This window comes from Rhodanobacter sp. ANJX3 (assembly GCF_014200755.1).
Taxonomy (GTDB): Bacteria; Pseudomonadota; Gammaproteobacteria; order Xanthomonadales; family Rhodanobacteraceae; genus Rhodanobacter.
Map to the genome: position 1 here is coordinate 148,032 of NZ_JACHCM010000005.1, position 14,882 is coordinate 162,913.

General features: G+C 64.9%; 13 protein-coding genes and 1 pseudogene. 10 read left to right on the top strand and 4 right to left on the bottom strand.

Annotation, left to right across the window (positions count from 1 at the left end; genetic code table 11):
* Nucleotides 1–220 precede the first annotated feature (220 nt).
* The 3 genes and pseudogenes from tatB to HDE76_RS14780 form a co-directional block, all read right to left on the bottom strand.
* Nucleotides 221–442, bottom strand: a pseudogene (gene tatB, locus HDE76_RS20805) (Sec-independent protein translocase protein TatB); the annotation flags it as partial.
* Nucleotides 443–482: 40 nt separating this feature from the next.
* Nucleotides 483–749 (bottom strand): twin-arginine translocase TatA/TatE family subunit, encoded by a 267-nt coding sequence (gene tatA / locus HDE76_RS14775; protein ID WP_179478059.1) that lies wholly within the window; start codon nucleotides 747–749, stop codon nucleotides 483–485.
* A gap of 63 nt (nucleotides 750–812) precedes the next feature.
* A complete protein-coding gene (locus HDE76_RS14780; RefSeq protein WP_179478061.1) occupies nucleotides 813–1,502 on the bottom strand; it encodes a lipid-binding SYLF domain-containing protein in 690 nt (229 codons plus the stop codon).
* A 121-nt stretch (nucleotides 1,503–1,623) separates the two neighbouring features.
* On the opposite strand from HDE76_RS14780, the gene hemH reads away from it, so the two are divergent.
* The 7 genes from hemH (at nucleotide 1,624) to HDE76_RS14815 (ending at nucleotide 8,591) form a co-directional block, all read left to right on the top strand.
* On the top strand, nucleotides 1,624–2,757 hold the full coding sequence (gene hemH / locus HDE76_RS14785; protein WP_184508690.1) for a ferrochelatase: 1,134 nt from the start codon (nucleotides 1,624–1,626) through the stop codon (nucleotides 2,755–2,757).
* Entirely contained in the window at nucleotides 2,741–3,586 is an 846-nt protein-coding gene (locus HDE76_RS14790; protein ID WP_184508692.1) for an alpha/beta hydrolase, read from the top strand. The genes hemH and HDE76_RS14790 overlap by 17 nt, the downstream gene beginning before the upstream one ends.
* 112 nt (nucleotides 3,587–3,698) lie before the next feature.
* On the top strand, nucleotides 3,699–5,078 hold the full coding sequence (locus HDE76_RS14795) for a TCR/Tet family MFS transporter (RefSeq protein ID WP_184508694.1): 1,380 nt from the start codon (nucleotides 3,699–3,701) through the stop codon (nucleotides 5,076–5,078).
* A complete protein-coding gene (locus HDE76_RS14800) occupies nucleotides 5,075–5,581 on the top strand; it encodes a DUF1993 domain-containing protein (RefSeq protein WP_184508696.1) in 507 nt (168 codons plus the stop codon). Before HDE76_RS14795 ends, HDE76_RS14800 begins: the two co-directional genes overlap by 4 nt.
* Nucleotides 5,582–5,733: 152 nt before the next feature.
* A complete protein-coding gene (locus HDE76_RS14805; RefSeq protein ID WP_179478067.1) occupies nucleotides 5,734–5,952 on the top strand; it encodes a hypothetical protein in 219 nt (72 codons plus the stop codon).
* Nucleotides 5,953–6,155: 203 nt separating this feature from the next.
* Nucleotides 6,156–7,817, top strand: a complete 1,662-nt coding sequence (locus HDE76_RS14810; protein WP_184508699.1) for an NAD(P)/FAD-dependent oxidoreductase — start codon at nucleotides 6,156–6,158, stop codon at nucleotides 7,815–7,817.
* An 81-nt stretch (nucleotides 7,818–7,898) separates the two neighbouring features.
* The gene (locus tag HDE76_RS14815) at nucleotides 7,899–8,591 is read left to right on the top strand and encodes a DsbA family oxidoreductase (RefSeq protein ID WP_343205718.1); all 693 of its coding nucleotides are present in this window, start codon (nucleotides 7,899–7,901) and stop codon (nucleotides 8,589–8,591) included.
* A gap of 35 nt (nucleotides 8,592–8,626) precedes the next feature.
* Here the strand turns inward: HDE76_RS14815 and HDE76_RS14820 are convergent, their stop codons facing one another.
* A complete protein-coding gene (locus HDE76_RS14820) occupies nucleotides 8,627–11,572 on the bottom strand; it encodes an EAL domain-containing protein (RefSeq protein WP_184508703.1) in 2,946 nt (981 codons plus the stop codon).
* A 254-nt stretch (nucleotides 11,573–11,826) separates the two neighbouring features.
* Between HDE76_RS14820 and dinG the strand changes: the two genes are divergently transcribed.
* The 3 genes from dinG (at nucleotide 11,827) to HDE76_RS14835 (ending at nucleotide 14,831) form a co-directional block, all read left to right on the top strand.
* Complete coding sequence (dinG, locus tag HDE76_RS14825) at nucleotides 11,827–13,932, top strand: ATP-dependent DNA helicase DinG (protein WP_184508705.1); 2,106 nt, start codon at nucleotides 11,827–11,829, stop codon at nucleotides 13,930–13,932.
* Nucleotides 13,929–14,507: a HutD family protein gene (locus tag HDE76_RS14830; RefSeq protein WP_184508707.1), complete on the top strand. Its 579-nt coding sequence runs from the start codon at nucleotides 13,929–13,931 to the stop codon at nucleotides 14,505–14,507. The genes dinG and HDE76_RS14830 overlap by 4 nt, the downstream gene beginning before the upstream one ends.
* A gap of 126 nt (nucleotides 14,508–14,633) precedes the next feature.
* Entirely contained in the window at nucleotides 14,634–14,831 is a 198-nt protein-coding gene (locus HDE76_RS14835; RefSeq protein WP_179478076.1) for a hypothetical protein, read from the top strand.
* The last annotated feature ends 51 nt before the right edge of the window (nucleotides 14,832–14,882 follow it).

Below are 14,882 nucleotides of genomic sequence, written 5' to 3' on the forward strand. Positions count from 1 at the left end.
CTGACGTTTCAGCGGCGCGCGCTGCGCTTGCGGGGGACGGGCTCGCGGACGTGGCGCCGGCCGGCTGCGAAGCTACCGGATGCCCGCCGGCGACCGGCTCCTGTAGTGCTGCGTCTTGCGATGGCAGCGCAGCATCCGGTGCCGGCGGCTGCAGCTTCACCATGGCAGCCGCTTCGGCAAACGGGTCGTGGGTTTCTTTCAAGGTGTTCTTAACGTGCTGCTGTGCGGCCTCAGCACTGGCCACGGCTTCACGCGCGCTGCGCTTGATCTCCTCGATCTCCAGCTCGCGCTCGACTTCGGCTTTGACGTTGTCCCAGCCGCTGCGAACGCGGCGCAGCAGCGCGCCCGCGGTACGGGCCGCGCCGGGCAGTTTTTCCGGGCCCAGCACGATCAAGGCGATCAGTGCGAGCAGCACCATTTTGCCGAGACTAAGCTCGATCATCGACGCTCTCGATCATGGCCCCGCTCCGCCCGCCGCGCGCTTACTTGGTTTCGCTGGAGTCGCGCTGACCCTGCGTGGTGCCGGTGCGAGTGCTGTCCACCGGCGGGTCGGCGCGCAAGTGCTCCGCGTCCTGACGCTTGGCCTCGGCCTCCTTCTGCTTGGCTTCGTCATCGCCGCTGACGCTTTTCTTGAAATCGCGGATGGCGGCGCCGAGGTCTGGGCCAAGGTTGCGAATCTTCTTGGTACCGAATACCAGCAGCACCACGACCAGCAAGATGATCCAGTGCCACATACTGTCAAAACCCATGATGACCTCTGAACCGATTCCGAATGAACCCATGGAGCTCAGGCTGCAACCCGAGCCCGACAACTAGCGTGAAGTGTACTCCTCAAGACGGTCCCGAAAATCCACGACCGGCCCGGGCACGTTGCTGACGCCGCCTTCGAAGATGCGACGCGGCGTGATGCCTGCGCCGTATACCGCCTCGTTGGCGTCGTAATCGATGCGCAGTGCCGCGCCATCGATCGCTACGCCGGCGAACAGGCCGCGCGAACGCGAGTAGGAGTAGATCTCCGCCTTCATCTGCGCGTCGGTGGAAGCTGTCGCCGTGCGGCCAACCGGGCCGGCGGCAGCCGAGGCGTCGGCGCCGACGGTAAACTTGCCGTTGACGATGGAATCCACGCCGCGTTGCGTGCGGAACACCAGCACCAGGTCGGTGGACGACACGCCGGCCTGGAAACCGATGCTGCCGCCGGTGACAGTGACAAAGCTGGGATTGGACCAGGTACCGTCCGGCGACTTCACCGAAATAAGACCCTCGCCGCGGCGGCCGCCGAACACGAAGCCGACCTTCAGCACGTCGGGGATCACCGCGATCGCCTTGGCGTCGCGCAGCAGATCCTGCGGAATCGACTTGTCCGGCGCTTCCATGATTTCGCTCAGCACGCGCACGGCATTCTTGGCGCGCACCAGCGGCGGATCCTCGGCATGCACGGCCATGGCAGGCAGCAACAGGGCCGCGCCGATCAGCAGCAGGCGATGCAGTGGTGTCTTGAACATGGATGGCTCCGCGTGAGGGTGGAAGAGTTGAGGCTGGAGATGAATAAGCTAATGACGCCGCGCACCGCAGCGCGCGAGGCTTGTGGCAGACTCATGCGCCTGCTTCAAGCGCGACGCCACCATGCCCTACAACAACTATACCGGCGTTGCCGGTCATTCCAACGGGCAGCCCCTGCCGCCCGTTCAGGCTGGCGTGCTGCTGGTCAATCTGGGAACACCGGCCGCGCCCACGGCCAAAGCCGTGCGGCCGTATCTGGCCGAATTTCTCAGCGACCCGCGCGTGATCGAAGTGCGCCGCTGGCTGTGGTGGCTGATCCTGCACGGTGTGATTCTTCGGCTGCGGCCCTCGCGCTCGGCGCACGCCTACGCCAAGGTCTGGACCGAACAGGGCTCGCCGCTTCGGGTCGGCAGCGAGGCGCTGGCCGCCGGTTTGCAGGCCGAGCTGGGCCGCCAGCGCCCGAATGGCCCGATTCGCGTCGCCCTTGCCATGCGTTATGGCGAACCTTCGGTCGCCCACACTATCGAACGACTGCAGCGCGAAGGCGTACGCAAGCTGCTGGTGCTGCCGATGTATCCACAGTATTCGGCGACGTCGTCCGGCTCGGTGATCGACGCGGTGATGGATACCTACAAAACGCTGCGCTGGCCACCCGAGCTGCGCATCGTCAACGACTATCACAACGATCCAGCGCATATCGATGCGCTGGCGACCAGCATCGAGCGCTGGTGGCGGGTCAATGGCCGTGGCGACAAGCTGCTGCTGTCCTTCCACGGCATCCCCGAGCGTTACCTGCATGCCGGCGACCCGTATTTCTGCCAGTGTCATGCGACGGCGCGCCTGCTGCGCGAACGCCTGCGCTTGACCGAAGAGCAGCTGGCGATCAGCTTTCAATCGCGCGTCGGCCGCGAGCGCTGGCTGCATCCGTATACCGACCAGATCGTGCGCAAGCTCGCCGCCGAGGGCGTGAAACGTCTCGACGTCGCCTGCCCCGGGTTTTCGGTCGACTGTCTGGAAACGCTGGAAGAAATCGCCATGCAGAACCGGGATTTTTTTATCGAAGCCGGCGGCAGCACGCTGCGCTACATCCCCGCATTGAATGACAGCGCCGAGCAGGTCAGCAGTCTCGCGGCGCTGATCCTACGCCACGGCCAGGGCTGGGACGAGTTTGCCACCGACTACGATCCCGCCGCCGCGAAACAGCGCGTCGTCGATGCCGACCGCCGCGCCAAGGCCTTGCGTGATCGCGCCGACTGAACGCCGCATCGCCCTGCCGCATCTCGCGCTGGCGGTGCAGGTCTGGGGCGACGATAGCGCGCCGCCGCTACTGGCCCTGCACGGCTGGCTGGACAACGCCGGCAGCTATGCGCTGCTCGCGCCGCGGCTGACCGAGCGATATAAGGTAATCGCGCTGGATCTGCCCGGTCACGGCCATTCCGATCACCTGGCGAGCGGCGCCAGCTACTACTACCTCGACTACGTACGCGCCGTGCTCGACGCGGCGGACGCGTTGCAGCTCGATCGCTACGCCTTGCTCGGCCACTCGATGGGTGCCGGCATCGCCGCCCTGGTTGCCGCCGCGACGCCGCAGCGCATTGAACGCCTGTGCCTGATCGAGGGCCTCGGTCCGCTCGGCGACGACGGCACACAGACGTTGAAGCGCTTTCGTGAGGCACTGACGCCACATGTCGGCAACCGCAAACCGCTGCGCGTGTTTCGCGATGTCGAACAAGCGGTGAGCGCCCGGGTGATGGCCAGCGGACTGGCGGCAGAGCTGGCGCGACCGATCGTCACGCGCGGCCTGATCGAAACCGAGGGCGGCTGGCGCTGGCGCAGCGATCCGCGGCTGATGCAGACCAGCGCCGTACGCCAGGCCGAGTCGCAAATCCACGCCATCCTGCGCGGTATCGAAGCGCCCAGCGCGCTGCTGCTCGCCGAGCCCGCGACGCCCTACCTGCCCAGCGCCCCGATGCAGGCGCGCGCCGATTGCGTGCCGAACATCGTCGTCAGCCATCTGGCCGGCGGCCATCATCTGCATCTGGAACAGCCGGCCGCCGTCGCGGACTGGATAGGCGCGCCGGCCTAGCGCCGGCCTAGCGCCGGCCGTTGCCCGAACCTCAGGCCCAAATGCCTTTCAGCCGCAGGATTGTGCGGCGGCGTTCGGTTATCGTGCACGTCTCATTGCCCAGCCCTGACCCATGAGCCCGCTGCCGACCTCTGAATCTACCCACCGTCGCGCCGCGCTGACTTTCATCTTTGTCACGGTGATGGTCGACATGCTGGCGTTCGGCATCATCATTCCGGTGCTGCCGCATCTGATCGTGGATCTGATCGGCGGCAGCATCGCGAAGGCCGCGGTGTGGTCGGGTGCGTTCGGCGCGCTGTTCATGCTGATGCAGTTCGTGTTTTCGCCGGTGCAGGGTGCGCTGTCCGATCGCTACGGGCGGCGCACGGTGATCCTGATTTCCAGCTTCGGCCTTGGTGTCGATTTTGTGGTGATGGCCATTGCACCGTCGCTGTGGCTGCTGTTTGTCGGACGCGCGATTTCCGGCGTATGCGCGGCCAGCTTTTCGACCGCCAACGCTTACATAGCCGACATCACGCCGAAGGAGAAGCGCGCCGCCGCGTTCGGCACGCTGGGTGCGGCTTTCGGTGTCGGTTTCATCATCGGCCCGGCACTGGGCGGCTTTCTCGGTCATCTGTCGATCCGCCTGCCGTTCTGGATGGCCGGCGTGCTGTCGCTGATCAACTTTGCCTACGGCCTGTTCGTGCTGCCCGAATCGCTGCCGAAGGAAAAACGCACGGTACGATTCGCCTGGCGCGACGCCAACCCGCTGGGCGCGCTGATCCTGCTGCGCCGCTATCCGCAGGTGTTCGGCCTGGCCGCGGTGTTTTTTCTGATCAACCTGGCGCAGTTCTCGCTCAACTCGACCTACGTGCTCTACACCGACTACCGCTACGGCTGGGGGCCGCAGGCGGTGGGTTACACGCTGGCCCTGGTAGGCCTGTGCAGCGGGCTGGTGCAGGCGGTGCTGGTGCGGCGGCTGATGCCGACGTTCGGCGAGCGCCGGCTGATTATCGGCGGGCTGCTGCTATGCGTGATCGGCTACTTCTTCTTAGGGCTAGCGCCGGTCGCCTGGGTTTTTCTGGCCGGCATTCCGTTTCTCTGCCTGGGCGGACTGGCCGGTCCGCCGGCGCAGGCGATGATGACCCAGCAGGTCGATCCGCACGAACAGGGCCGGCTGCAGGGCGCGTTGACCAGTCTGGCCAGCCTTGCAGGCATCTTTGGCCCGGCGCTGTTCGCCAATATCTTCGCGCTGTTCATCAGCGACCATGCGCCGGTTCACTTGCCGGGCGCGGCGTTCATTCTCAGCGCGGCGCTGCTGCTGGTCTCCGCGCTGATCGCCTTCAGCATGACGCGCGCCAACAAGGTCGTCGCGCCCGCGGCCAGCGACGATCTTGCGCCGGCAATGCCGTTCAAACACTTCGCACCCGAACCGCCATGTGACGAGTCGCTGACTGACAACGACCGTCCCCTCCCCTCTTTTCAGCACGACTCAAAGGAAACACCACCGTGACTATTTCGATGTATCAGACCGCCGTACCCGTCACCGTTCGCGCGCTCGAAAACCTTGCCCATGTCCTTAAGAAGGGTGCCGAGCACGCCGCGGTGAAGAGCGTCACCGACCAGACGCTGCTGCAGACGCGGCTGATTCCCGACATGCTGCCGCTGGTCAAGCAGGTACAGATCGCCACCGACATGGCCAAGAACGGCGTGGCTCGCCTGGCGGGCGTGGAGCCGCTGAAGTTCGACGACACCGAAACCACGCTGGACGAGCTGCAGGCACGCATCGCCCGCGCGGTCGAGTACATCCAGACCTTTACCCCCGAGCAGATCGACGGCAGCGAAACGCGCGCGATCACCATGAAGACCCGCAATGGCGAGCTGAACTTCGAAGGCCAGAGCTACCTGCTCGATTTCGTTTTCCCGAACGTGTTTTTCCACTGCACCACCGCCTACAACATCCTGCGCGAGTCCGGCGCGGAACTGGGCAAGCAGGACTTTATCGGCAAGGCCTGAGAGCCTGTTCAAAGTGTCGGCATGACGGCGGCTCGCCGCCTTCATGCACCTTGCCGAACTGTGATGCGTACCTCGATTTGCCCTCGCCTGCTGGCGCGCCCCCTGCATCACCTGAGGCGTACCACGAAAACCCATTCGGCGAGGGAGCTCTCATGGAACATATCGAATACATCATCGTTGGTGGACCGCAGCACGGTTCGATCAGCCGCGGTCCACGCCAAGCTGATTCGCCCATGCTGCCGGCGGAAGCGGCTTGCGATGGCCTGATCTGCAGGGCGGCTGCACGCCGCCACGGCAGTCAGGGCACGCGCTATCTGCTGCTCCACCCGCAGGCAACCGGCGAGCAATTTCTGACCATGCTGGCCGCGTGAGGTGACGCGGCGGGGCACCTGTTCGCAGCGTGGCCGCTCAATTTTCCCAGCGCGACCGATTTCCAAGCGCCACGGCATATCCATCCCGGTTTGCCATGTAAGACCGAAGTTACAGCGCGCCTTGTCGCCTCACGCGATCGCATCGACAATAGCCGACCGAGCCGCTGCGCTCAGCCGCGCCGATCGACTGCCTCCCACCCCTCATGCTGCGAATCACCGACCTCAAGCTGCCGCTGGACCATCCCGACGAGGCATTGCCCAAGGCGATCCGTGCGCGGCTCAAACTGGATGCGAAAGAGCCGCTAAGCTTCACAGTGGCCAAGCGCAGCTACGACGCGCGCAAGCGCGGCGCGATATTGCTGATCTACGCGCTAGATGTCGATACGCCGCGCGAAGCCGAACTGCTGCAGCGGTTTGCCGGCGATAAGAATATCGGGCCGACGCCGGACACGAGCTACCGCTTCGTCACGCAGGCGCCGACGCAGCTGCCGCGGCGGCCCGTTGTCATCGGCACCGGGCCGTGCGGGCTGTTTGCCGGACTGATCCTGGCGCAGATGGGCTTTCGCCCAATCATCCTGGACCGCGGCAAGGCCGTGCGCGAACGCACCAAGGACACCTGGGACCTTTGGCGCAAGCGCAATCTGCATCCCGAGTCCAACGTGCAGTTCGGTGAGGGCGGTGCCGGCACGTTTTCCGATGGCAAGCTGTGGAGCCAGATCCGCGATCCGATGCACCACGGCCGAAAGGTGCTCACCGAGTTCGTCAAGGCCGGCGCGCCCGAAGAAATTCTTTACGTCAGCAAGCCGCATATCGGCACCTTTCGGCTGGTGACGATGGTGGAAAACATGCGCGCCACGATCGAGGCGCTCGGCGGCGAGATCCGCTTCGGCAGCCGCGTCGACGATCTGCTGATCGACATCAGTGCCGATGGCACGCGCCAGCTGCGCGGCGTGAGCCTGGAAGGCGGCGAAGAAATCCTCGCCTATCACGTGGTGCTGGCGATCGGCCACAGCGCGCGTGACACCTTCGAGATGCTGCACAAACGCAACGTCTACCTGGAAGCCAAACCGTTCTCGATCGGCTTTCGGGTCGAGCATCCGCAATCGATCATCGACCGCGCGCGCTTCGGTGCGCAGGCCGGCCATCCGCTGCTCGGCGCCGCCGATTACAAGCTGGTACATCACGTCACCGGCGATCACGCCGGCAGGGGGCGCTCGGTCTACAGCTTCTGCATGTGCCCAGGCGGCACCGTGGTAGCCGCGATGTCGGAGCCCGGCCGCGTGGTCACCAACGGCATGAGCCAGTACTCGCGCAACGAACGCAACGCCAACGCCGCGATCGTGGTGGGCATCGAGCCGGCTGACTTCGTACCATTCGATCCGACATCCACCGACGGGCAGATCCACCCGCTCGCCGGCATCGCGCTGCAGCGGGCGCTGGAAAGTCGCGCGTATGCGCTGGGCGGCGAAAACTACAACGCGCCCGGCCAGCTGGTCGGCGATTTCATTGCCGCGCAGCCGTCGCGCGAGTTAGGCGATGTCGAACCCTCGTTCAAGCCGGGCGTTACGCTGGGCAGCCTCGACAGCGCGCTGCCGGCCTATGCGATCGAAGCGATTCGCGAAGCGCTGCCCGCGTTCGACCGTCAGATCAGAGGCTTCGCCCTGCACGACGCGGTACTCACCGGCGTGGAAACGCGCACCTCGTCACCGGTGCGCATCAAGCGCGACGACAGTTTTCAAAGCCTCAATACGCGCGGCCTCTATCCCGCCGGCGAAGGCGCGGGCTACGCCGGCGGCATTCTTTCCGCCGCCGTCGACGGCATCAAGGTCGCCGAAGCGGTGGCGCTCAGTATCGTGGCGCACTGATCGGTTAATCGTTCTCGCGGAATTGATTGCTGCGTCAAGCGTCTCTATATGTGGGTTTCAAGCACGCACCGAGGTATCTCCGTGACCGATCCAGCCAAAACCGCCGCTGCCAAGCCGGCGCCCGTCAAACCCGTTCCGATCAAGATCGATTTCGTCTCCGACGTATCGTGTCCGTGGTGCGCGATCGGACTGGCCTCGCTGCGCCAGGCGCTGGCAAGTCTCGGCGACGAGGTGGCTGCCGACATTCATTTCCAGCCATTCGAGCTGAATCCGAACATGCCGCGCGAAGGCGAGAATTCCACCGAACATCTGATGCGCAAGTACAGCAGCACGGCCGAACAGATCGACGTCAATCGCGAAAACATCCGCGCTCGCGGCGCTTCGCTGGGGGTGACGTTCCGCATGGATCGCCACACCCGCGTCTACAACACCTTCGACGCGCACCGGCTGCTGCACTGGGCCGAGCTGGAGCGCAGGCACGTGCCGCTGAAGCAGGTGCTGCTGCGCGCCTATTTCACCGATGGCGACGATGTCAGTGACCATGCGGTGCTGCAGCGACTGGCCGAGGAAGTCGGCCTGGATGCGGCCGAGGCGAAGCGCATTCTCGCCAGCAATGTGTATGCCGATGAAGTGCGCGCGCAGGAGCAGTTCTACTTGCAGCACGGCATCCAGTCGGTGCCGGCCACGATCATCAACGATCGTCATCTGATTTCCGGCGGGCAGCCGCCGGAGGCGTTCGAACAGGCGCTGCGGCAGATCATTCAGCCGGCCTGATTCTGCCTGGGTCCGATGCCTGCCGAGCGAGCAACCTATGCGGTCGGCTTGTGCGGCTCCAGCCACTGCCGGATCGGCGCGGGGCGACCGAGCAGATAGCCCTGGCCCATCTCGCAGCCCATCGCCAGCAGGGCATCGCGCTGTGCCTGCGTCTCGATGCCTTCGGCAATCACTTGGATGTTGAGTGCACGCGCCAGCGCGAGAATGGCAGCCACCACGGTGGTGCTGTTGGTATTGCCTTCCTTGTCCAGCTCCAGCACGAAGGCGCGATCGATCTTCAGCATGCGCAGCGGCAGCGAGTGCAGATAACTCAGCGACGAATAGCCGGTGCCGAAATCGTCCAGCGCCGCGCCGACACCGATGCTGCGCAGCCGGTCGAGCGTGCCGCGCACGCGTTCGGGATTGTCCAGCAGCGCACCCTCGGTCACCTCGGCCACCAGTCGTGGCGGCGGCAGCCCGGTTTTTTGCAGGAGCTGGATCAGCCGCGTGTCGAAATCGGCGTGACGCAGATGCAGTGCCGACACGTTGAACGTCATGAAGATCTCATCCGAGCCGTGGCCAGCTAGCAGGCCGCAGCTGAGTTCGAACATGCGCCAGTCGATCTCCTCGATCAACCCACTGTCCTCGGCGATCTTGAGAAAATCCGCCGGCCGCAGCAGTCCGCGCTGCGGATGGTTCCAGCGGATCAGCGCCTCGTATCCCACGACCTGACCGCCGTCGAGTCGGCAGATCGGCTGGAAGTAAGGCTCGAACTGCTGTTGCTGCAGCGCCCGACGCAAGTCGACCTCCATCGCCAGCACGTCGACCACGTTTTTCGCCAGCGTCTCGTCGAACAGCTCGTAACGCTTACGGCCCAATTCCTTCGCGCGGTATAGCGCGATGTCCGCGTCGCGCAGCACTTCGTCGGCGTCGTGGTAGTGGCTGTCGCCAATGGCGATACCGACGCTGGCGGTAGGCTGCAATTCCTTGCCGGCCACCGGCATCGGCGCGCTCAGCGCATCGAGCACGCGCTGCGCCACCGCGGTGGCGATCGAGGCATCTTCGACGTTTTCCAGCAGAATGGCGAACTCGTCGCCGGCCAGTCGCGCCACCAGATCGGGATGACGCACGCAGCTGGCCAATCGAGCCGCCACCTCTTTCAACACGTCATCGCCAGCTAGATGACCCAGGCTGTCGTTGATGATCTTGAACCGATCGATATCCAGATACAGCAGCGCACAGCGGTGCAGCGGTTCGTGCTTGAGCAGGTTGAGCACGCGATTGATGCGGTCACGCAGATAACTGCGGTTGGGCAGCCCAGTGAGCGAGTCGTGCATGACCTGGTGCTTGAGCTGATCCTGGATCCGCTCGCGTTCGATAATTTCCTTGCGCAGCGCCTGCGTGCGCTCTTCCACGCGATGCTCAAGCTGCTCGTAGGCCCGACGCAGCGACTCGGCCGCGCGCCTCCGCGTCAGGCTGTTGGCGATCTGCGTGGCGACGAAGGTGAGCAGCTCCTCGTCGGCGGCATCGTACGCATTTTCCTCGGTGTAACTCTGCACCGTGACCAGACCGATCACCTCGTCGCCGACGATGAGCGGCACGCCGAGCCAGCAGCGCGCGGGCGAACCGGTGCGCCCGGAAGCGATCTGACCGAGCGTCTCCATTCGCCCGATGTCGGTATTGTCGGCGCGCAGCGCGACGCCACTATGCAGCACGAACTCGCTGAGCCCGCGCCCGAGCCGGCGGCTCGGCGGCGGCTCATCCACCGCATCGACCGCATAGGGAAACATCAGCTGCTGACGATCATCGGAAAGCAGGCCGATAAAAAAGTTTTCCGCATTCAGCAGCTCGCCCACCACCGAGTGCACGCGGCGATAGAACTCCTGCTGATCGATGTCGGCCGTCGCCAGCTGCGCGATACGAAACAGCGCCGTCTGCAGATATTCGGCGCGCTGGCGCTCCAGGACCTCCTGCTGCAACCCACGATTGGCCTCGGCCAGCTGCAGCGTGCGCAGCTGCACGCGGCGCTCCAAATCCTCCTTGGTCTGCTTACGCTCCAACGCGGTGAGGATATGGCTGCCGACGAACTCCAGCAGGTTCAGATCGTCCTGCGTGAAACCGATGCCGGACTGATAGCTCTGCACCACCAGCGCGCCGCCGGGCTGGCCGTCGCGCAGCATCGGCACGCCGAGCCATTCGTGGCTGTCCGAACCGATCTGAATCACCGGGCCGGCGACCTGGGCCAACAGCTGCTCGGCCGTACCCATGCGGGCCTTACCATCCTTGATGACGTACCAGGTCAGCGAGTGCTCAATGTCCTGCAGCGGCATGTCCTGAAAGTCGCCCGGCGGAGTCGAATCCTCTGTATCGACGAAATACAGGAAGCGAATCGTGTCGCGCTCGCGATTGAGCTGCACGATAAAAAAATTTTCCGCATACATCAGCGTGCTGACGATAGCGTGGATGCCGCGCAGCATGTCGGGCATATCGCGATCGGAGCCGGCCATGTCGGAGATGGCGAACAGCGCGCGCTGCAGCGTTTCAGAACGCTCCAACTGCAGGTGCGAGTACTGCAGTTCGGACCACTCCAGCGCGCGACGCAGGTACTGGCCGGCCAATACGATCGGCGCCTTCAGCTCGTCGGGAACGTCGGACCACTCGTAGCCCGGATGCAATGCCACCACTATCAGCGCCGACTCGGGCATTTCGCACAGGCGCAGGGCCATGCGATCGCCCTGCGCGCTCCACTGCGGCTTGCCGGAGCTGGCCGCCGCGTAGAGCCAAGTCCAGTCTTCATCAGCAAAACGAGTCGGCGGCACGCAGCGATGCTTGCCCGGTTGATCCAGCGCCCACACCACCGAGGCGGCCGCGCAATGAGGGTGCTCAAGCAAGGCGCCAGCGATCACCGTGGCAACTTCTTCGGGCGTATTGGCCGCGATCAGCCGCGTCAGCCATAGCAGATGCGTGGAGCTGTGGGCCGACTTCACGTCCACGTCATTCATCGATGGACTCCCCCAAGCCCGTGCTTACCAACGCTCACCATTTGACTAGCATACCCCTTCGGGCAAACCAACAAAGCCGCCCGACGACAATGGCGATAAACTAACGAATGGTTTCCGCAGCGGATTTTCTTGCGCCGTCCGCGCGCCCATGCACGCAACGATGGCGATGCACGACTCGTCGATGCCGCTAAATGATTCACTCGCTCCCCGACCATTACGCACCTCACTCGCGCCACAGGCTGAACCACTCATCCATGCTCGCTGACAGCACGAAAGATGCCATCCGCGCTTCCTATGCACGCATCAAGGACGGTTTGCCGGGTTTCCGCCCGCGCGCGTCGCAGGGCAAGATGATTGCCGAGGTAGCCAAGGCACTGGGCCAGACCGGCGGCGTGGCGGTGATCGAGGCGCCGACCGGCACCGGCAAATCGATGGCGTACCTGATCGCCGGCCTGGAAGTGGCGCGCTTCCAGAAAAAGCGGCTGCTGATTGCCACGGCCACCGTGGCCCTGCAGGAGCAGCTGGTGCAGCGGGATATCCCGCAGTATCTGCGGCTTAACGGCATCGAGGCCAAGGTAGCGCTGGCCAAGGGCCGCGGCCGCTACCTGTGTCCGCGCAATCTGGCCATGGCCACCGCCAGCCTCGACGATTCCGGCCAGATGGGCCTGGCCGGCATGGACGCCGACCTGGCAATCTGGAGCAAACCGCCGGCAGCGCGCGACAAGCAGACGCTGGTCAAGCTCAGCGCCGCCTTCGATCGCCGCGAGTGGGACGGCGACATGGACACCGCGCCGGAACCGGTGAGCGACCTGGTTCGGCCCATGATCACCACCAGCGCCGGCGGCTGCACCAGCCGCAAGTGCGCACACTTTATGGTCTGCCCGTTTTTCGCCGCGCGCCGCGCGGTGGACGATGCCGAGATCATCGTCGCCAATCAGGATCTAGTGCTGGCCGACCTCACCATGCCAGGCGAGGACGAAGGCTGGGGCGGCATCATCCTGCCGCGGCCGGACGAAACGCTCTATATCTTCGACGAAGGCCATCATGTGGCGGCCAAGGCGATCGATCGCGGCACCGCCGAGGTCTACATGACCCTCAGCGCCCGCCAGCTGGGCCGGCTCGGCCGGCAGGTGCATGCGGCCTACTCGCTGACGGACAAGGAGTCGATCGGCAAGCTCAGCCTCGACAAGGGCGACGAGAAATTGCAGGAGCTCAGCAATGCGCTGGAGGAACTCGAACGCGAGATTCGCCTCGGCTGGCTCCCCGATCCGGCCGAGGCCGAGCCGATGTACCGCGGCTCGCTCGGCCAACTGCCCGAACCGTGGGTGGAGCACGCGCGGGTATTGAGCGTCTACACCGATGAAATCCAGCGCTGGTTGAATGCAGTGCGCCGTGCGGTGGTCGAAATGACCGACGGCGGCCCGACCCAGGAAGCGTTGTCGCGCGAACTCGGTATCGCGCTGGAACGCCTGGAAAAGCAGGCGCGCTGCTGGCGATCCTGGGCTGCCAGCGACGTGGACAACGCGCCGCCACTGGCGCGCTGGGTCACCCTCACTGCCGACCAGCAGCTGGTCTGTCATGCCTCGGCCGTATCTGCTGGCGGCATGCTCGGCGCCGTGCTGTGGGGCAATGCCAGCGGCGTGGTGATGACCTCGGCCACGCTGAGCGCGGGCGGCAACTTCCGTGGCTTCGCCGACTCGGTCGGCCTGCCCGATGACGCGGTGTGCGTGAGCCTGCCTTCGCCGTTCGATCTGGCCAGCCAGGCCAGACTGGAAATTCCGGCCATGCGCACCCTGCCTGAAGCGCGCGAAGCGCATGCCGAGGAAATCAGCGAGTGGCTCGCCGACAACCTCGACTGGGACGCCGGCAACCTGGTGCTGTTCACCTCGCGCGCCAAGCTCGATCGCGTGCTGCAGAAGCTGCCAATCGCGAACGTGCGCAAAGTGCGAGCGCAGGGCTCACTGGGCAAATCGCAGCTGGTCGCCGAGCACTGCGCCGATATCGAGGCCGGTAAGGGCAGCACGCTTTTTGGCCTCGCCTCGTTCGGCGAAGGCCTCGATCTGCCAGGCAAGCTGTGCGAGACGGTGGTGATTACCCAGCTGCCGTTCGCCGTGCCGACCGACCCTGTCGGCGCCACGTATGCGGAGTGGCTGGAATCACGCGGCCGCAATCCGTTTCTTGAGGTGAGCGTGCCCGAGGCGACACGGCTGCTGACGCAGTACTGCGGCCGCCTGATCCGCAACGAAACCGATCAGGGCCGCATCGTGCTGCTGGATCGCCGCGTGATACTGAAGCGCTACGGCGCCGGCATGCTGCGCGCCCTGCCGCCGTTTCAACGCGTGATCGAGCGCACCACATGAGCAAACCCTCCGACGATTCATCGATCATTCGCCGCAGCGATTGTCTTTCCGTGCCGTGGAAAAACGGCATGGGCACGACGCAGGAAATAGCCGTCCAGCCGTCCGGATCACATACCGACCACTTTCTGTGGCGAGTCAGCGTCGCCGAAGTAAGCAGCGCCGCACCATTCTCATCCTTCCCGGGTATCGACCGCCATATCGTGCTGCTCGAAGGGGCCGGTTTCATCATGACGCTGGACGACGATCGCAAGCACGCACTGGATACGCCGTTCGTACCGTTCGCGTTTGCCGGCGAATCCGCCGTAGCCGTGACGCTGGTCGATGGCGCGACCCGTGATTTCAATCTGATGGTGCGCCGGGCAGAAGCCTGGGGCGACGTCGTCGTCATGGCAGAACCCGGCACTTACCGACTAGAGCCCGATGTGGTTCTTGTCTACGCGGCACGCGCTGAGATCGATACGGCCGTCGGCGTATTGCACGCCGGGGATACCTGGCGAAACGGTTCCGGGCGAAGCCAGGTAACGCTTCGCGACGGCGCCGTTGCGCTCGCGATCCGCATTCGTCCAAAGGCTTGAAGCTCTGACATCAGCCCTGGCGGCGCAGCCGATATCGAACGTCTCCGACCGGGGTGTCGAGAGTCATCTACGCAGCGCCAGCCGTCTGCGCTAGAGTTGTCGCACTACCTACGCGGAGGGCGTGACATGGTCGGGTTCGTGCTCTGGCTGTTGCTGCTGGTTTTCTGCTGGCCGCTGGCGCTGCTGGCGCTGGTGCTCTATCCCATCGTCTGGCTGATCGCCCTGCCGTTCCGGCTGGTCGGCATCACCGTCGGCGCCGTGTTTGCGCTGCTCACTGCCATTCTGTTTCTGCCGGCACGCGTGCTGCGCGGTCATCCGGCCTGAGTAGCTCGCGCGCTTCCGGCGGCCGCGCCTGGCTTGGCCGTCCCACTCCGG

Bases quoted from the DNA above. Each gene is read 5' to 3' on its own strand.
- tatA (WP_179478059.1), bottom strand. From the start codon at position 749: ATGGGTTTTGACAGTATGTGGCACTGGATCATCTTGCTGGTCGTGGTG.
- HDE76_RS14780 (WP_179478061.1), bottom strand. From the start codon at position 1,502: ATGTTCAAGACACCACTGCATCGCCTGCTGCTGATCGGCGCGGCCCTG.
- hemH (WP_184508690.1), top strand. From the start codon at position 1,624: ATGCCCTACAACAACTATACCGGCGTTGCCGGTCATTCCAACGGGCAG.
- HDE76_RS14795 (WP_184508694.1), top strand. From the start codon at position 3,699: ATGAGCCCGCTGCCGACCTCTGAATCTACCCACCGTCGCGCCGCGCTG.
- HDE76_RS14805 (WP_179478067.1), top strand. From the start codon at position 5,734: ATGGAACATATCGAATACATCATCGTTGGTGGACCGCAGCACGGTTCG.
- HDE76_RS14810 (WP_184508699.1), top strand. From the start codon at position 6,156: ATGCTGCGAATCACCGACCTCAAGCTGCCGCTGGACCATCCCGACGAG.
- HDE76_RS14820 (WP_184508703.1), bottom strand. From the start codon at position 11,572: ATGAATGACGTGGACGTGAAGTCGGCCCACAGCTCCACGCATCTGCTA.
- dinG (WP_184508705.1), top strand. From the start codon at position 11,827: ATGCTCGCTGACAGCACGAAAGATGCCATCCGCGCTTCCTATGCACGC.
- HDE76_RS14830 (WP_184508707.1), top strand. From the start codon at position 13,929: ATGAGCAAACCCTCCGACGATTCATCGATCATTCGCCGCAGCGATTGT.
- HDE76_RS14835 (WP_179478076.1), top strand. From the start codon at position 14,634: ATGGTCGGGTTCGTGCTCTGGCTGTTGCTGCTGGTTTTCTGCTGGCCG.